Below are 17,671 nucleotides of genomic sequence, written 5' to 3'. Positions count from 1 at the left end.
AACGATCATTGATCTTCAAGCGAGAGCGTTGCCGGCCGTTCCAGCCAGCCACCCGCGCCATCCGGCACCAGTTCGATCAGCTCCACGCGGTCTTCGAAGACCGCCGTGACCCGCCCGTCGCTCTGCCCCAGGTAACCGCCCGGGCGGACCCGGTAGGTGACCTTGTCCGGCCCCATCACCAGCGCCACGGTGCCTGCACCGGTACCGATGGTGCCGACCATGTCCAGCGCATCCAGCGGGAAGCCTTCCAACGGCTCCTTGCGCCGGTTCGGGTCCGGTCGCAATCCGCCGTTCCCCTGCTGCGGATTGGTCCAGGCATCGGTGAACGGATCGCGCATGCCCTGCGCGGAGTATTCAAAGGTCTCGAACTGCTGCATCACCGGCAGCGGCTCCAGCGGTTGCGCCGGTCGCGCGCGCTCGCCTTCCACCCACTTCTCAAGGTTTGGTGCGTCGCCGGGCGTGCTGGTCACGCCACGGCCGCAACCGGCCAGCAGCAGTACAGCCAGCACCATCGCACCACGTACGGTCTGCGCGCGCATCACTTCTTGCCCTCCTTGCCAGCGTCGGCCGCCTGCTGCGCCTGCACTTCGGTCTCGTCCAGGTAACGGTAGGTCTTGACCGTACCGGACAGTTCCAGTGCACCGCTGCGGACGTTGCCGCCGGTCTTTTCCTTGGGCTTGAGGTTGATGTCATGCATGGTCAGGATCACCACCCGCGGCAACGAGGCCACGCCACTGACGAATGCGCCGAACTGGTGGTAACTGCCCACCATGCGCAGCTTGATCGGCTTCTCGGCGTAGAACTCCTTGATCTGCTCCTGCTCCGGCTCAAACAGCTCGTTGGTCAGGCCGCTGGACAGCGCGGTCTGCGAGATGTCGATGATCAGGTCGGGCATTTCGGTCTTGCTCGGCAGCTGCCGCAGCATCTGCTGCAGCACCTGCTCCATCTGCGCCAGCTGCTGCTTCAGCGGCCCCAGGTTCACCGCGCGTTCCTGCTGCTTGGTGAACTCGGCGCGCAGCTCGACTTCCTTCGATTCCAGGCCGGCCAGTTCTTCGCGCTTGCCGCTGATCAGCAGCATCCACGCCACGAACATGATGACCAGCGCCAGCAACGAGCAGAAGACGATCTTGGCCTTCTGCGGCCAGTTGCCGATGTCGTTGAAATCCAGGTTCTTGATGTCGATCTTCTGGCTCATGCGCGGTCCCCCTGCAGCAGCGCATTGAAGGCCTGCGGCGGCTGCGCCAGGCGGCTGCCCTCAGGCTTCGGGGCGGGTGCCGGGGCCGGCGCGGCGGCCGGAGCGGCCGGTTGGTTCGGCTTGGCCGGCGGTGCAGCGGCCGGTGCAGCGGGAGCCGCTGCCGGCTGGCCCGTTGCCGGAGCCGCAGGCGTCGCGGCACCCGGACCTGCGGCCAACGGAGCCACCGGTGCCGGCGCAGCCGTCGCCACCGAGCCATCGGCGTTCAGGCCCGGCGTCGCCGAGACCTCTTCGCTCTGTGCCGGCAGTTTCACCTTGACCACGAACACGTAGGGCAGCGCCTTGATGTCGGCCAGCGGACCGACCTTGCCATCCTTGTCCTTCTCCGGGTCACGCGCTTCGATGATCGACAGCTCCGGATTGGTCATCCAGCCGGAGGTCTCCAGGTTGCGCATGTAGGCCGAAACGCGGGCGTTGGACTGGGTGCGGCCTTCCAGCGTCAGCACATCCCCTTCCTGCTTCAGCGCGGTCAGCACCACGCCATCGGGAATGGTGCGTACCAGCGCGTCGAACAGGTGGACCATCTGCGAGCGCTTGGCCTGCAGTTCCTCGATCACCTTCTTGCGGGCCAGCAGGCGTTCCTTCTGCGCGTCGAGGCGATCGATCTCCTTGTTCTGTTCCTTGACCTTCTCGATCTCGGCTTCCAGATAGGCGTTGCGGTCCATCTGGCCGCTCACCTGGCGGTCGTAATAGAACCAGATCATCAGCGACAACAGCAGGCCACCGACAGCGGCCATGCCCAGCATTGCGTAGAACTCGCGCTGGCGTTGCTTGCGCCGCTCGGCGCGCCAGGGCAATAGATTGATGCGTGCCATCAGTCGAAGCTCCTCAGCGCCAGACCGGTCGCGATCATCAGCGCGGGGGCATCCTGGGCCAACGCATGCGCGTTCACCTTCGGCCCCAGGGTCATCTGCGCCAGCGGGTTGGCGACCACGGTCGGCACGCCCAGCTGTTCCTCGACCATCTCCGGCAGGCCACCGAGCACGGCGCAGCCGCCGGCCAGCACGATGTGATCGACGCGGTTGAATTCGCTGCCTGCATAGAAGAACTGCAGCAGGCGGCTGATCTGCTGGACCGTGGCTTCCTTGAACGGCTCCAGCACTTCCATTTCGTAGCTTTCCGGCAGGCCGCCCTGGCGCTTGGCCAGCCCGGCTTCCTCGTAGCTCAGGCCATAGCGGCGCATGATCTCGTCGGTCAGCTGCTTGCCACCGAACACCTGCTCGCGGCTGTAAAGGCTGCGGCCGCCGCGCAGGACATTGAGGGTGGTCATGGTGGCGCCGATGTCGACCAGCGCAACCACGCCGTCGATGGACACCGGCAGCTCGCTGGCGACCAGGGCGTAGGCGTTCTCGACCGCAAAGGCCTCCACGTCCATCACCTTGGCCTGCAGGCCACCGAGCTCCAGTGCGGACTGGCGCAGCTCGACATTCTCCGAACGCGACGCGGCCAGCAGCACCTGGACCATCTCCGGGTTGTTCGGGATCGACCCGATCACCTCGAAGTCCAGGTTCACTTCCTCGATCGGATACGGAATGTAGTTGACCGCTTCCAGCTCGATCTGGGCTTCCATGTCGTTTTCGTCGAGATCGGCCGGCATCGGGATCACCTTGGTGATCACCGCCGACCCCGCGACGGCGGCAGCGGCCAACTTGGCCTTGCTGCCTGAACGGTTCATCGCCCGGCGGATGGCCTCACCGACGGCCTCCACTTCGACGATGTTCTTCTCCACCACCGCATTCGGCGGAAGAGGTTCCACAGCGTAATGTTCCACGCGGAAACGATTGCCGCTGCGGGACAGCTGCAAAAGCTTTACCGCAGTCGAACTGATGTCGACGCCTACAAGCGGCGACTGACTTTTTGGGATGAGCCCCACGGTTTCTCCCCTGCCGACGGGCACTTGGACGCAAGACCTGCGTCCGAGCATTAATAACGTATTCTTAGCAAATGGCAACGGCCCTGCTGTGAAATCCCTCACGGATTCACCATGCAGCCCCTGACTGTTCCCCTTGCGCTCCCCGGTGCCGACCCCAGCCGCCACCTTGCGTAATCTATACTCTGCGACCACGAAATTCGCAATCGGAATCTGAACCCGATGACTCGACTCCGCCGCTGGCTGCGCTGGATCTTCCTGATTGTCCTGGTCCTGGCGCTGATCGGCGCGGCCGCCGTGGGCGGTCTGTACTATGCCGTTTCCTCCAAGCTTCCCGACGTGCAGACCCTGCGCGACGTGGAAATGCAGGAGCCGATGTACGTCTACGCTGCCGACGGCAAGCTGATGGCGGTGTTCGGCGAGACCCGGCGCACCCCGGTCACCATGAAGGACGTGCCCGAGCGCCTGAAGCAGGCCTTCCTGGCCACCGAGGACGCCCGCTTCTACGAGCATGGCGGCGTGGACTACATGGGCATCGGCCGTGCGGTCTGGCTGCTGGCCACCACCAACGACAAGCGCGTGCCGGGTGGCTCCACCATCACCCAGCAGGTCGCCCGCCAGTTCTTCCTCAGCTCCGAGTACAGCTACACCCGCAAGCTGGCCGAGATCCTGTTGGCGCGCAAGATCGAGTCCGAGCTGAGCAAGGACGAGATCTTCGAGCTGTACCTGAACAAGAGTTTCTTCGGCAACCGCGCCTACGGCGTGGCGGCCGCCGCCGAGTTCTACTACGGCAAGAAGCTGAACGAGCTGGACCTGGACGAGATGGCCTCGCTGGCCGGTATCCCCAAGTTCCCGTCGTCGGGCAACCCGATCTCCAACCCGGAACGTGCCCGCCAGCGCCGTGACAACTACGTGCTGCAGCGCATGGCCGACCTGAAGTTCGTCAGCCAGGCCGAGGCCGACGCGGCCAAGGCCGTGCCGATGCACGCCACCGCGCATGAGCCGCCGGTGCAGGTCGATGCACCCTACGTGGCCGAGCTGGTGCGCCAGGAAATGATCGCCCGCTTCGGCGGCGACGTGGTCAACAAGGGCTACCACGTCACCACCACGATCGACTCCACCCTGCAGACCGCCGCCAACCTGGCCGTCCGTGATGGCCTGCTGCTGTACGACCACCGCCACGGTTGGCACGGCGTGGAGAAGCAGGTGCAGCTGGGCGCCGGCGACGATACCGCCGCGCTTGCCGAGCACCTGCGCGGCATGTACGGCCAGGCCGGCCTGCTGCCGGCAATCGTCGCCAGCACCGCTGCCGATGGCAGCGCCACGGTGGTGCTGGCCAACCGCACCGAGATCGTGCTGCCGGCCGGTGCCGCCAAGTGGACCAACAAGACCCCGGGCAAGCTGGTGCAGCGCGGCGACATCGTGCGCGTACGCGCCGGTGCCAAGGAAGGGGAGTGGCTGCTGGACCAGATCCCGCGCGGCCAGTCCGCACTGGTCTCGCTGGATGCCCACAGCGGCGCGCTGAAGGCGCTGGTGGGTGGCTTCAGCTTCTCCGGCAACAAGTTCAACCGCGCCACCCAGGCCCGCCGCCAGCCGGGTTCGAGCTTCAAGCCGTTCGTCTACGCGGCCGCTTTCGACAAGGGCTACAACCCAGCCTCGATCGTGCTCGACGCCCCGGTCGTGTTCCGCGATCGCCGCGGCAAGACCTGGGCCCCGCAGAACGACGGCGGCGGCTTCCGCGGCCCGATGCGCCTGCGTGAAGCGCTGGTGCAGTCGCGCAACCTGGTCTCGGTGCGCCTGCTCGATGGCATGGGCGTGGACTATGCGCGCAAGTACATCAGCGAATTTGGCTTCGCCGAATCGGAGCTTCCGCCGAACCTGTCGATGTCGCTGGGTACTGCCTCGCTGACCCCGCTGTCGGTGGCGCGTGGCTACGCGGTGTTCGCCAATGGCGGCTCGCGCGTGGATACCTGGCTGATCGACCAGGTCAATGACCGCGACGGCAACCTGGTGTTCAAGGAAAACCCGGCGCTGGCCTGCCGCGACTGCGCCGGCAGCAGCGATCAGCCGGTCAACCAGGTGGTGGATGGCTTCAACTTCGGCGCCCCGGCCCCGAAGGTGGACCCGGCCGCTGTGGCCAAGGCCGAAGCCAAGACCGAGACCCCGGCCGCGCCGGCCAACCCGGATGCCCGCACCGCCCCGCGCGCGATCGACGCCCGCACCGCCTACCAGTTGGTGTCGATGATGCGCGACGTGGTCCAGCGCGGTACCGGTGTGCAGGCCAAGGTGCTCGGCCGCGAGGACGTGGGCGGCAAGACCGGCTCCACCAACGACCATCGTGACGCCTGGTTCTCCGGCTTCGGCGGCCCGTACGTGACCACCGTGTGGGTGGGCCGCGACGACTTCCGCTCGCTGGGTTACCGCGAGTACGGTGGCAAGGCGGCGCTGCCGATCTGGATCGACTACATGCGCACCGCGCTGAAGGACACCCCGATCGCGCAGAACGAGCCGCCCAGCGGCATGGTCCAGGCCACGCTCAACGGCGCGACCGAGTGGGTGAAGGTGGAAGACATGGATCGCCTGACCGACTACGACCTGAACCTCAATACGCCACAGGCCGACGCCGCCGCGTTCGATATCTTCTGAGGAAGGGTGCAGTGGGTGCCAACCGTGGGGTTGGCACCGATGCGGCTGTGGGGCCGAGCCCATGCTCGGCTCAGGGCCCCCGCGTAGAGCAGCCGAGCGTGGGCTCGGCTCTACATCCCCTCCGTGAAATACCTACGCGGATGTCACATCCGTGCGCTAGTCTGTAGCCAGGTCGCAACAGGAGTCATCGCATGCATCGCGCCCGTCAGCATGCTGCCAGCCAGACCCGCGAGCGGCGCCACCGCCTCGCCCACGAAGCCGCCCGCCTGATGGCCGAAGGCGGCATCCGCGACTATCACCAGGCCAAGTTGAAGGCCGCCAGCCGGCTCGGCATCCACGACGATGCCTCCCTGCCCCGCAACACCGAGATCGAAGACGCCTTGCGCGAATACCAGCGGCTGTTCGCCGGGCCCCAGCACGGCAATGAACTGCAGCGCCGCCGCGAGGCCGCGATGCGCGCGCTGGAGTTCCTGCACGGCTTCGCCCCACGGCTGGCCGGCCCGGTGCTGGAAGGCACCGCCGATGCCAACAGCCCGGTGCAGCTGCACCTGCACAGCGACGACCCGGAAGCCGTGCATCGCTTCCTGGACGAGCACGGCATTCCCGCTGAATCGCGGACGCGCCGCCTGCGCATGGACCGCGAGCGCAGCCTGGACGTGCCGGTGTGGGTGTTCAGTGCCGAGGAGCTGACCTTCGACCTGGCCGTGCTGCCATACGATGCGCTGCGCCAGGCGCCGCTGTCGCCGGTGGATGAGAAGCCGATGCGACGCGCGTCTGTCGCGCAGTTGCGGCAGCTGCTGGCCGAAGCGGAGATCACCGCGTATATCGGCGGGTAACGGCTGCGCCGGTTCTGGTGGGTGCGGACCGTTGGTCCGCACGGTGCATCAGGCATCCGGACACCTGACCGAAGAGCAGCCGAGCATGGCTCGGCTCTACAGAAAGCGCGCTACCTGCTTCCTTCTTCTGGTGGGCGCGGACCGTTGGTCCGCACGATGCATCAGGCATCCGGACACCTGACCGAAGAGCAGCCGAGCATGGCTCGGCTCTACAGAAGACGCGTTGCCTGCTTCCTTCTTCTGGCAGGTGCGGACCGTTGGTCCGCACGGTGCATCAGGCATCCGGACACCTGACCGAAGAGCAGCCGAGCATGGCTCGGCTCTACAGAAAGCGCGCTACCTGCTTCCTTCTTCTGGTGGGCGCGGACCGTTGGTCCGCACGGTGCTTCAGGCATCCGGATAGCTGACCGAAGAGCAGCCGAGCATGGCTCGGCTCTACAGAAAGCGCGCTACCTGCTTCCTTCTTCTGGTGGGTGCGGACCGTTGGTCCGCACGGTGCATCAGGCATCTGGACACCTGACCGAAGAGCAGCCGAGCATGGCTCGGCTCTACAGAAAGCGCGCTACCTGCTTCCTTCTTCTGGTGGGTGCGAACCGTTGGTCCGCACGGTGCATCAGGCATCCGGACACCTGACCGAAGAGCAGCCGAGCTTGGCTCGGCTCTACAGGAGGTGCGTTGCCCTACCAGACATCATGGTGCTGCTCCTCCGTCTCATCGCCAAGCAGGCGCATCAGCCAAGGAGCTCCCACCCGCTGCGGGTACGCCATCATCATCCGCGCGTGCATGTTCTGCAGATCGCCCAGCAACCAGGTCTGGTTGTAGACATCGCCGAACGGGTCCGACCACGCCGTCTGGATCCGCGCGCGCTCACCGCCGTTGAGGTTGGGCATCCTGTCCAGCGGCACCTCCAGCACCGGCTCCAGCGCCCGGTTGATGGCCGCGTTCTCCGCCTCCGCCGCACGCATGAGCTCCAGCCGATGGCTCACCTGCCAGCACGGGAAAGGGAAGCAGCTTCCCGTGGCATCGATGTACGCCGCGATGTCGGCCAGCATGTGGGCCTTCAACTGCCACACCATCGCACTGTCAAGCAGCTGCCGCACCCGCAGTGTGCGCAGCGTACCGGCACGGACATCCTCCGGGGTGGTGAACGGCTCGCCCGGGGTTGGGCCGCCATGCCGCACCAGCACGATGCGATGGATCGCCTCCTGGGTGATGTTCTCCACGCGCAGCGCGGCGGCCTCCGGATGCACGCGCGGCGGCGGCACGCTCGATACCCGCCAGGTGTACCAGGCCGCCAAGCCCATGCCCGCCACGCACAGCAGGGCGAACAGCAGCCAGCGGTCCAGATTGCGGGTGTAGTAGTAATACCGCGCCCGCCAAAGGTAGAACGTGCGGTAGCTGATGAACCGGCTTACCCATCGATACACTGCCATCTCCTCGGCAAGGACCCCGGCGCGGCGGGGCGGATTACGCGCGTCACGCCGGGGCTCCATCGCTTACCAGCCGATGCCGACGCCGACGCCCATGCTGCGCTCACCGCTGTTGGTGAACGCCCCATTGAGGCTGAAGGTGGCCGAGCCCTTCTCGTTGAGCACGCGCTGGTAGCCCACCGCCATCGCCGACTCACCCTCGCTGTAGCCCACGCCCGCACCCAGGCGGTTGTAGGTGGCCAGGCCCGCGGTGTTCATCGCCATCGCGGTCTGTGCGCTGCTCATCGCCGCCATGCGGTTGAAGCGCTTGTCCATCTTGTCCAGGCGACGCTCGAAGTTGCTGATCGCGCCATCGGTATACTCGTTGGCGCGTGCCAGCATCTTCTCCAGTTCAGCGGTATCGACCTGGGGCTTCGGGGTGTCCTCCTTCTTCGTCTTCGGCTGCGGTGCAGGTTTCTCACCCTCGCCGACCGACGCCACCTGCTGGCCGCCTTCGGCCTGCGGCACCGGTGCTTCTGGTTCGGGCACCGAAGCGACGGCCATTGCCCGCGGCTGCGGCGCATCGATGCGCTCTTCCAGGCCATCGATACGGCCGTTGAGCTGCTGTTGCATCGAGTGCAGCTGGCCGCCATTGACTGCATCCCGACTGCCAGCCGCGATCAGGCCATTGGCCACGTTGGAAATGACCATGCCGTGGGTTCCGGCGAGGGTGAGCTGGTTGAGACCGTCGGCGCGGACCGAGGGGGTGTCCTGGAACACGGAGCGGAGCTGGGATTCAACCTGGTTCACCCGCGAGCGGTTGCTGACGACTGCGCCGTCGAGCGCTTCCAATGCGCCATTGAGCGTGGTCTGGGACTGGCCCTGCACGGTGAAGCTGGGGCCGACGATGTTGCCGTTGGCATCGACCTCACCGCCGAGCGCGGAGAGCGCCCCGCGCAGCTGGCCGACGGTGGCAGCGTTGTGGTTGGCCGTGCCGTTGGCGATGTTGGTGAGGCGACGCTTAAGATCGCTGTTTCCAAATGAAACAATGCCCTTCTCACCGGCCACCGACCCTTGGCCCAAGGCAACACTCAATTGGGCGCCGGCCTTAACTTCAGATCCCGTGCCGAGAGCCATCCCCCCCTTCTCGGCGACGTAGGATGCGGCTCCCAATGCGAAGCCAGCTTCTGCGTTTTCCGCCACGGTCGCGGCACGCCCAAGTGCGACCGAGTTCTTCGCGTGCGCCCCTGAGAATGCTCCTATTGCGGTGCCGCCCTCTGCAGTAACGGAAGCTAGTGCACCGTTTCCAAGCGCTACGCTGTACTGTCCAGCGCGCGCGGGAGCCATCCCATCTTCCCTTCCAGCGTCAAAGAACATGCTCTTTCTTTCAACCGCCAAAATGCGGAGATTCGAGGAGAACAGCTGACTTCCCGTCACGGCGTCATTGCTACCGGCGCCAAGGCTAGCATCAGCTACCCCAGTGACTCTTCGGTTAGCGCCACCGCTGTTCCGCACATCGATCAGGGCGCCACTGTTCCTTTCACCCAAACGGACAGCTCCCGTCTCTACCACCTGCCCGACCAGACCACTCAGCGCGGATGTTTCAACCAGAGCCCTGCTCGATTCCAGTCTCGCAACATCCGCTGTACTTTGAGCAGCGATCACGCTTGCGTTTGTCTCGTTCAGCTGCGCGCCATTGACGGCATCTCGGCTGCCGACCGAAACATCTCCGTCTGCAACACCAGTCAAACGCGCGCCGCCGAAATCAATCGGACCGCTCGCATCCAATCCACGCATGGCCTGCTCGCCCACCTCTCGCTGCTTGCGCATCGCCTCCAGATCATTCCGATTCTGCGAGATCTTCTGCTCTGCGGCGTACAGCTGATTGCCAGTTACGGCATCACGGCTTCCTGGCGCCACCCGACCGTCAGCCAGATTGGTCAATACCATGCCGTTCGCGCCATTGAGCGCGATCTGGTTCATGCCATCGGCACGGGCCGACGGCGAATCCTGGAAGATCGAGCTGAGCTGATCTTCCACCTTGCCCGCTCGACGACCTGCAGAGATGACGGCGCCATCAAGCGCCATCAATGCGTCTTCGACCGAGTTCTGCGTTCCGGCCTGCACCGAGTAGGTTGGGGCGATGATATTTCCGCTGGCGTCCATGCCTGCTCCGCCGCCAAGGGTAGCGAGGGAGTCTTTGAGCTGGGAGACGGTAGTGGCATTGTGATCGACAGTACCTCGAGCAATGTTCACGAGGCGACGCTGCATACCGCTGTTGCCGAAGGATACAACTCCAGCTTCATTTGCCTGTGCGTCTCTTCCAAGTGCCAGCGAACCATGGGCTCCGCTTCCGATCTTTGCACCCGCACCAATAGCGACACCGTCATTTGCTCCGCCACCTGCAGCCCCCACCTCCGCACCAGCCCCCATTGCAAAGCCATTCTCGGAGTCCTCGAAAACGGTAGCTCCTCGCCCAATCGCAGTTGAATTCCTACCCATTGCTCTGGCTCGCGTCCCAACAGCTGTGCCACTTTCAGCACCGGTTTTGGCCGAGTTACCGATAGCGACCCCTCCCGCTCCAGCTTCAGCAGGTTCACTAATGGGGGCCACGCCGATACTCAGATATTGACTCACGCCTTCTAAAGCTGAGATCCGTGAGTTACTTGAATGCAGTTGCTTCCCAGATACAGCCTCACTACTGCTGGTACTCAGCAAGCCATCCGCCACACCACTGATCTTCCGGTTGGCATTGGCGCTATTGCGAACATCCAACGTCGTTCCGCTGTTCCTTTCGCCCAGACGCACATTGCCGGTCGTAGACACTTGTGCCACAAGCCCGCCAAGCGCTGCGGTTTCGACCAACGCCTTGGCTGCATCCGTCTTTGCCGCCGCCGCCTCTGTGCCCGCAGCCCTGGCAATGCTCTCCACCGCCGCCACCTTGTCATTGGTGGCATTGAGCTGCCTGCCGTTGACGGCTTCATAACTGCTGGCATTGACCAGACCATCGGCCACACCAGTCAGCTTTCGACTCGCATTCGCACTATTGCGCACATCCAACACCGTTCCGCTGTTCTTCCCACCCAGGCGGACATTGCCGTTGGCGGCGGTCTGGCTGACCAGTCCTTCCAGCGCGGTGGTGCTGACCAACGCCTTGGCAGCATCTGCCTTCGCAACCGTTGCATCCGCCTGCGCAGCTGCGGCCGCCTTCTCCACGGCAGCCACCTGCACATTGGTGGCATTGAGCTGCTTGCCGTTGACCGCTTCATTGCTGCTGGCGCCTACCGTGCCATCCGCTACACCGGCAACCTTCCGGCTGGCGTTGGCACTGTTGCGCACGTCCAGTACAGTGCCGCTGTTCTTCTCGCCCAAGCGGACATTGCCGCTGGCGGCGGTCTGAGAGACCAAGCCGGCGAGCGCGGTCGTCTCGGTCAGTGCCTTGGCAGCATCGGCTTTTGCGGCATTGGCCGCCGTCTGCGCGCTTGTAGCCGTGCTCTGCGCAGTGGACACGGCCTGGTTGGTCGCGAACAGCTGATTGCCGGTGATGGCATCGGTACTGCCATTGCTGACCGCGCCATCGGCAATGTACTGGATCTTGCGCTTGAGAGTGGCACTGCCCACCGATACGGAGTTGACCGACGCTGTGACGGCGCCAGCACCCAGTGCCACCGCATTGTCATGGCGGGCGTTGGCCCGATCACCCAGTGCCACGGCACTGGTATTGGCCGATACCGCAAGATTGCCCAGCGCGGTGGCGAACTGCGCCTTGGCCTCGCTGCCACGCCCCAGCGCCGTGGACTGCTTTGCCGTGGCTTTGCTCAGGTACCCCATTGCAGTGGCATGTTCGGCGGCCGCATTGGCGTCACCGCCTACGGCAATGGAGAAGTTTCCGCTGGCAATGGCCCGGAAGCCGGTCGCGACCGCGCCGTTCGCGCTGCGCGTGTTTGCACCGATGGAAACGCCGGCATTCTGGCCGGTCACTCGATTGCCCTCCGCATCGACGCCGGCCAGCGCGTCGAATCCGAGTGCGACACTGCGGCCGTTGTAGGCCTTGGCATTGTTGCCGATGGCGGTGCTGATGCCGTAGCTGCCCGATTCTGCGACCGCGCCCTTGCCCAGTGCCAGGGTAGTGGCATCGATGCGATTGGTGGCGGACTGCGCAAGCGTCCGAACCGCTGTCAGATCATTCTTCATGGTGCCGACGTTTGCTTCGACCGCACCCAGCTTGCTGTTGGTCGCGTACAACTGTTTGCCCGTGACGGCGTCGGTACTGGCTGCGGTGATCCGCCCATCGGCTACGTTGACGATCCGCCGCTTCTCCTTGTCGCTGCCGACGGAGACGGTGTTCACTTCACTGGCAAGGGAATTTGCACCGATCGCCACTGAATTCTCGCTCTGCGAGAGCGATCCGCTACCGATGGCGATCGAGTTCTGCCGTGTGGCCGAGGCTTTGTTTCCGAACGCGGTAGAGCCGATGCCCTTGCCATAGGCGTTGGCACCGACCACCGTACTGTGCCCCAGCTGGGCACTGGCGTTGTAGCCCACGGCAACGCTGTCTACGCCGTTGATGTTGGCCTTGTGGCCCAATGCCGCGTTGTAGTTGCCAATGATCTGGGCCTTGGGACCAAAGGTAGCGTTCCAGGAGCCGTCGTTGTACGAACCTCCCCCCATGATCAGATAGTCCTTGGAGGTGGAGATCTTTGCATTGGCAGAGGTTTTTCCATCCTCACTTTGTCCTGACATGGGCACGCAATAGACGTCCGCCTTGTCCCAATCGAAGGGCGAACATCCCCAGTACATGCTGCCCGCGTTCGCGGAAATGGAGCCGGCCGCAGACATCGATAGTGGAATGACTAGTAGCCGGAGTCTTCTCGGCGATGAGGAACACTGCCTTGCGACAGCCAGCTCGCTCGCTACCACCCAGCACTGGCGTGCAGCATTCCAGATACGTCGATAGATTCGATTCATGGTCTTTCTCCTTAACAGTTTACGGAAAAGACATCCCGCGCCATGCGCGGGACGCAGGGAGGGGGTCAACTGGACTGGATGGCCACGTCCTGGACATGCTCGCGATAACCGTCCTGGCTAAGCCGGTAGCGCAGGCGCAGCGAATTGCCCGGCTGCGGCTGGAACGGCAGGGTGAAATCGGCATCCGGGTACAGGCTGTGCGAGAGGTCGTGTGGCGTGCAGACGCCGGCGGCCGTGCATTCGGCCGCATGGACGATGCCGACGCGCAGGGTGCCGCTGTTGTGCAGCGTGTTGCCGCGTACACTCAGGTTGACCACGCCGTCGGCGGGCACCACGTTCACCAGCGCGCCCCACACCAGGCTGACGCCAACGTCGGCGTGCGCAGCGTCGTCGCTGCTTTCCAGTTCAGTGCCTTCCGGGCCGCGCACACCTTCGAAGTACACGCGGTATGCGGTTTCCTTCTGTACCGGCTGCAGTGGGATCAGCCGGATCAGGCGATTGCCACCGCCTGACAGCGCGAACTTGCCGGGCGTGATGGCAATGGCCGAATCGGCGACCTCGATATCCTGCTCCTGTTCGCGGGGCGTTGCCGGGTTGTCGATGCGTCGCAGGCTGGCCTGTACATACTGCGGGCGGGTGGACTGCGAGTAGACGCGGATCTGCGCACCGCGCTTGGCATCCATCGCGGTTCGCATGGGATGGATGGACAGGTTGGCGTGTGCTGATGGCGCAAGCAGCGCACTCAACGGCAGCATCCAGACGATCAGTTTTTTCATGGCAGGCTCCGTGTGGGATCAGGGTTTGGCGGTGGGTACGCGCAGTTCCACCGTCAGCTCGCCCTCGTAGAGACCGGGGCGCTTGCTGGCGACGGGGGTGGGAGGTGTCAGCAATGTCAGCGGCGTGGGCACGCAATAGACCGGCTGGCTGATGCCGGGCAGCATCACCAGGCGCAGTTCGGCGCTGTCGATGCCATGCAGCAGTTCTTCCACGCCATGCCGCATGCGGATATCGCGCCCGCCGTAGTTCAGGCTGACGTGGTAGTCCAGGCGCTGGCGGTCGTCGCTGCCACCATCGCGGTGCCAGACCGCGAAGTCGCTGCCGGGTGGCGGGCGCGGCCCGCTGTCGCGCACGGTGACGCCGAGGAACTCGCTCTGCGAGCCGAGGCCGTCGTAGAGGCACATCTCCAGCTGCTTGCGGCCGCCCACCATCTGCTTGATGGGGTCGTAGCGCAGGTCCATGTTGACCAGCGGCGCAATGGTGTCGAAGGCTGGGAAGTAGATCGAGATCGCGTCGTAGTCGGTGACGGTGAAGTCGAAGTTGAAGGTGGCTGTGGCGACGGGTGCTGCGGCGGGGTCGGCCTTGATGTTCAGGCGCATCGTGGCCTTCCAGTGACCTGCGACGAGGCGCGCCAGTTCTGATGGTGGAAGCGCAAGCCTCGCACCCGTACCGATTGGCTGATCGATACCACAGGTGTAATAGAAGGCTTCATAGAGCGCCCGCTGACTGCTGTCCCAGTAGTCCGGGCTGCAAGTCCAATCGCTCAGTATTCTCTGAAGGCTTCCGAGCAGCCGAAGCTCTGCCTGCAGGCCGGTCCGGATCTCTACAAGCCGCAAAGCGACTTCGGACGGTCCGCTAACTATCGATGAATCTCCTTCGGTCGGGCACCGACCGAATTCACTGTCTGAAGCAGACTCACACACCACATGGATCTGCCCATACTTCATCGCCACGTCATGACTGAACCCCAGCACCGTCCTCGGCGCCCACAGCTCCACGTCACCGGGCACGGCCGAGCGGTCCCACGTCATCACGATGTCCCGGCTCTGATCGGTGGGATGCGTCTCCGGCGGCCACTGCGCCCACGCCCGTGGCATCAGCACGGCCAGCGCGCACACCAGCATCAACACGAACAACACACGCCGGCTCATGGCGTTCCTCCTGCAGCAGCGGTCTGGGGCGTGGCGGCGATCAGCGCGCGTTCCTGCAGCAGCCGGGTTACCCGGGCCTGCTGGCGGATCTCCGCCGGCAGCTGGGCTATGGCCAGCGGTTCGCAGCGCACGGCGCCGACCAGCAGCACCACCTGGCGGCGCTCGCGCACCTGCAGCGGGCAGTGCAGCAGGCGGTCGTCCTGCAGCAGGTAGAGCGTTGTCTCGCGACGCGGGAAGTCGGCGACGAAGCCGCCATTGGCGCTGGTGCCGGGTACCGGCGCATTGAGGATGCGGGCGCCGCCCAGCGGCACGCCGGCAAGCGTGCGGGCGGTGCCGATGAAGGTATAGGTCACTTCGATCGGCACCGGCATGCGCATCAGCCGTCCTGGCGCCAGGAACATCGGGCGCGCACCGCCTGCGCCGCTCACGCGGATGGCGGCCATGCTGGTGTCGATGCTGGCGTCCTGCAGTTCGGCCCGGTGCGATTGGTAGGCGGCCAACGGCAGCAGCCGGCGCTCGCCGATCTGCAGCCGTTGCCGGCCCGCGCCGCTCACCTGCAGTTCGGCCGCCACGCCCTGCAGGTCCAGGTCATCGGTGGCGGCTACCTGTACCGCCAGCCCGGCGTCGGCGCCGGTGCCTGCGCCCCAGTAGGCACCGCGCCGGCCCAGCGCGAAGGCCGAGCTGTGCGTGCCGCTGTAAGCGGTCTCGCTGCGGCCATGCTGCTGGTAGTACGCCACGGTGGCGCCGGTCTGTCCGTAGCGGTTCTGCAGCTGCCCGCCCAGCGATGCACTGTAGCGGTCGTTGTTGTTGGCGCGCAGCTCGGAGGTCAGCTCACGCAACTGCGCGTCCACCTCCTGGCGATAGCTCTGGCCGACGCTGTAGTTGATCTCCGGCCGCTGGTGCTGCGGCTGGCGCATGTCCACCGCGTAGCGGCGCTGGCCGTTGCCAACATGGCTGCGTTGCAGGCGGGTGAAGCTGACGTTGAGGTAGATGCCACGGTCGCGCGTGCGGGTGTCACGGGCACTGTCGTGGCTGTGCTGCTGCCACAGGCCCAGCCGCGTGGAGACGCTGAAATCCTGCCAACGATGGCTGCGGCTGAAGCTGGCCTGCCAGGTGCGGCTGAGCTGCGGCTCACGGTGCGGTTGCAGCGGTTGCGGCGGCAGGAACGGATCCAGTGGCGCCAACGGATCATCGTCACCGGGACGGCTCCAACCGGTGCGCCAGGTCTGGCGCCGGGTGTACCCCAGGTACGCCGTACCACCGGCGATCGGCAGCGAGACCGATCCGCTGAGCGAGTTGGTGCAGCCCAGGCGGTCCCGTGCATCGGCCTCGAACTGGCAGGCCTTGCCGCGCATGCGCTGCTGGTAGATGTTCCAGGAGGCCTTGCGCCGGTATGACAGCTGATGCTGCTGGCCGTGGCTGCCATCGCTGCCGCGCATGCCGCTGAACGTTGCGCGCATCTCCTGCGTGGCCAGCACGCGGCGCAGGTCGATCCGCAGTTCGCCATAGCTGTGCCCGCCCAGGTGGGCGACGCCCGCAGTGGCCGCCAGATCGCGAGCCAATGGCACGCGCGTGCCGGCCACCGTTACCTGCTCACCATCGAAGCGGTCGCTGCGGCGCTCGTTGCGGCGGCCACCCTGCACGAACCACTGCCATTGGCTGTCGGTCCAATCGCCGCCCTTGTCGAAGGGGGCCTCTTCGGTACGCACCAGCACGCCATCCTCGTAGATGCGCATGCGCACCAGGTAGCTGCCGAACGGGAAGTTGCGGGTATCGATCTGGTTGATGCCGGCCTGCAGGTAGTAGGTCTGCAGCAGGCGCTCGCCGTCGAACACGTCCACGCGCGCATCGCGGGCGAGCAGGACCGTCAGTGGCGAGGCCTGCACGGCAGCATCGCTGTCCACGTAAGCCTGGGTGGTGCCCACGCGGGCACCGTCGAAGCGGTCCAGCGGCAGCATGCTGAAACCGAAGGTGCCGCCCTGTGGACTGGACAGGTTGCGGCGGTCCATGCGCCCGGCCTGCAGGTAGTACTGCTGGCCCAGGTCATGGCGGTAATAGACGTTGTCGAATTCGAAATGCGCATCGCCACCGTTGCTGCGGTAGCGCTGCTGGGTGAAGTACCAGTCGGCGGACATATGGCCCCGCTGGAACAGGCCGAGGACGCCGGTGCCGCGCGCACTGAACGACTGGTAGTCGCGCCCACCGGTGAGGTTGAGCACCTGCTGGTGCAGGAAAGCGTTCTCGGCATTGCTGCTGAGCGCGTGGAAGCGTTCCGCGGCGGGCTCGCCACCGATCCACTGGCGAGCCACGAACAGGCGCACGGCGCCCTCGCCTTCGTCGTACAGCGCACGCGCGGCGGCAGGGTCTTCCGGGGGATCCAGATAGCCGCAACCGGCCTCGGCACCACCGAAGCGGCAGGCCAGGTGGCTGTTGCGTGGCAGCGGCTGAGACAGCGCCGGCAGCAGCGCGGCCTGCGCCTCGGCGGACAGGTCCAGTGCCTGCAGCACGCGCGCGGGATCTTCCAGCTGCACATGCTCCAGGGTGACGCGCACCGGCGACAGCCCGGCCGAGCGGCCGAACAGCCGGATGTCTAGTTGTTCGGTCTGTCCTTCGACCAGATCTTCGAAACCGGGCGGGACGCCGCGCGCGGCCGCCAGCGGAGTGGACAACGCCAGGGCGAGCGCGACCGCCAGCCGGGTGACGGCGGGGGCGTGTGAGGTCATGGGGGTACCGCTGGAGAAGCGGCCGGCCCGGGAGCCGGG

Annotated in this window: 11 protein-coding genes; 2 read left to right on the top strand and 9 right to left on the bottom strand. The window is 65.4% G+C overall.

Annotated elements, in window-relative coordinates; all coding sequences use genetic code 11:
• Nucleotides 1-5: 5 nt before the first annotated feature.
• From AC5P8U_RS06375 to AC5P8U_RS06360, 4 genes are read right to left on the bottom strand one after another with little or no spacing between them, the layout of a single operon-like run.
• Nucleotides 6-539 (bottom strand): pilus assembly protein PilP, encoded by a 534-nt coding sequence (locus tag AC5P8U_RS06375; protein WP_005418914.1) that lies wholly within the window; start codon nucleotides 537-539, stop codon nucleotides 6-8.
• Nucleotides 539-1,195 (bottom strand): type IV pilus inner membrane component PilO, encoded by a 657-nt coding sequence (locus AC5P8U_RS06370; protein WP_057493352.1) that lies wholly within the window; start codon nucleotides 1,193-1,195, stop codon nucleotides 539-541. Before AC5P8U_RS06370 ends, AC5P8U_RS06375 begins: the two co-directional genes overlap by 1 nt.
• Nucleotides 1,192-2,067, bottom strand: a complete 876-nt coding sequence (locus tag AC5P8U_RS06365) for a PilN domain-containing protein (RefSeq protein WP_334271246.1) — start codon at nucleotides 2,065-2,067, stop codon at nucleotides 1,192-1,194. Before AC5P8U_RS06365 ends, AC5P8U_RS06370 begins: the two co-directional genes overlap by 4 nt.
• A complete protein-coding gene (locus AC5P8U_RS06360; protein WP_014038321.1) occupies nucleotides 2,067-3,125 on the bottom strand; it encodes a pilus assembly protein PilM in 1,059 nt (352 codons plus the stop codon). Before AC5P8U_RS06360 ends, AC5P8U_RS06365 begins: the two co-directional genes overlap by 1 nt.
• 219 nt (nucleotides 3,126-3,344) lie before the next feature.
• Here AC5P8U_RS06360 and AC5P8U_RS06355 point away from each other — a divergent pair, with 219 nt between their 5' ends.
• Nucleotides 3,345-5,768 (top strand): penicillin-binding protein 1A, encoded by a 2,424-nt coding sequence (locus AC5P8U_RS06355; protein ID WP_262090967.1) that lies wholly within the window; start codon nucleotides 3,345-3,347, stop codon nucleotides 5,766-5,768.
• A gap of 191 nt (nucleotides 5,769-5,959) precedes the next feature.
• Nucleotides 5,960-6,604, top strand: coding sequence for a hypothetical protein (locus AC5P8U_RS06350; RefSeq protein ID WP_049411389.1), 645 nt, complete (start codon nucleotides 5,960-5,962; stop codon nucleotides 6,602-6,604).
• Nucleotides 6,605-7,284: 680 nt separating this feature from the next.
• Here the strand turns inward: AC5P8U_RS06350 and AC5P8U_RS06345 are convergent.
• From AC5P8U_RS06345 to AC5P8U_RS06325, 5 genes are all read right to left on the bottom strand, one after another.
• Nucleotides 7,285-8,031 carry a hypothetical protein gene (locus tag AC5P8U_RS06345; RefSeq protein ID WP_334271247.1) on the bottom strand — a complete coding sequence of 249 codons (747 nt, stop codon included), beginning with the start codon at nucleotides 8,029-8,031 and terminating at the stop codon, nucleotides 7,285-7,287.
• Nucleotides 8,032-8,100: 69 nt separating this feature from the next.
• A complete protein-coding gene (locus AC5P8U_RS06340) occupies nucleotides 8,101-12,981 on the bottom strand; it encodes an ESPR-type extended signal peptide-containing protein (RefSeq protein ID WP_495213994.1) in 4,881 nt (1,626 codons plus the stop codon).
• A 65-nt stretch (nucleotides 12,982-13,046) separates the two neighbouring features.
• On the bottom strand, nucleotides 13,047-13,757 hold the full coding sequence (locus AC5P8U_RS06335) for a pilus assembly protein (RefSeq protein WP_495213992.1): 711 nt from the start codon (nucleotides 13,755-13,757) through the stop codon (nucleotides 13,047-13,049).
• Nucleotides 13,758-13,775: 18 nt separating this feature from the next.
• A complete protein-coding gene (locus AC5P8U_RS06330) occupies nucleotides 13,776-14,909 on the bottom strand; it encodes a CblD like pilus biogenesis initiator family protein (protein ID WP_495213990.1) in 1,134 nt (377 codons plus the stop codon).
• Nucleotides 14,906-17,632 carry a TcfC E-set like domain-containing protein gene (locus AC5P8U_RS06325; protein WP_495213988.1) on the bottom strand — a complete coding sequence of 909 codons (2,727 nt, stop codon included), beginning with the start codon at nucleotides 17,630-17,632 and terminating at the stop codon, nucleotides 14,906-14,908. Before AC5P8U_RS06325 ends, AC5P8U_RS06330 begins: the two co-directional genes overlap by 4 nt.
• Nucleotides 17,633-17,671 lie beyond the last annotated feature (39 nt).

This window comes from Stenotrophomonas sp. YJH_SMC_81 (genome assembly GCF_059370875.1).
The sequence above is the reverse complement of the archived record's forward strand: the minus strand, read 5'-3'. Positions and strand labels throughout refer to the sequence as shown.

Bases quoted from the DNA above. Each gene is read 5' to 3' on its own strand.
- AC5P8U_RS06375 (WP_005418914.1), bottom strand. From the start codon at position 539: ATGCGCGCGCAGACCGTACGTGGTGCGATGGTGCTGGCTGTACTGCTG.
- AC5P8U_RS06370 (WP_057493352.1), bottom strand. From the start codon at position 1,195: ATGAGCCAGAAGATCGACATCAAGAACCTGGATTTCAACGACATCGGC.
- AC5P8U_RS06365 (WP_334271246.1), bottom strand. From the start codon at position 2,067: ATGGCACGCATCAATCTATTGCCCTGGCGCGCCGAGCGGCGCAAGCAA.
- AC5P8U_RS06355 (WP_262090967.1), top strand. From the start codon at position 3,345: ATGACTCGACTCCGCCGCTGGCTGCGCTGGATCTTCCTGATTGTCCTG.
- AC5P8U_RS06350 (WP_049411389.1), top strand. From the start codon at position 5,960: ATGCATCGCGCCCGTCAGCATGCTGCCAGCCAGACCCGCGAGCGGCGC.
- AC5P8U_RS06340 (WP_495213994.1), bottom strand. From the start codon at position 12,981: ATGAATCGAATCTATCGACGTATCTGGAATGCTGCACGCCAGTGCTGG.
- AC5P8U_RS06335 (WP_495213992.1), bottom strand. From the start codon at position 13,757: ATGAAAAAACTGATCGTCTGGATGCTGCCGTTGAGTGCGCTGCTTGCG.
- AC5P8U_RS06330 (WP_495213990.1), bottom strand. From the start codon at position 14,909: ATGAGCCGGCGTGTGTTGTTCGTGTTGATGCTGGTGTGCGCGCTGGCC.
- AC5P8U_RS06325 (WP_495213988.1), bottom strand. From the start codon at position 17,632: ATGACCTCACACGCCCCCGCCGTCACCCGGCTGGCGGTCGCGCTCGCC.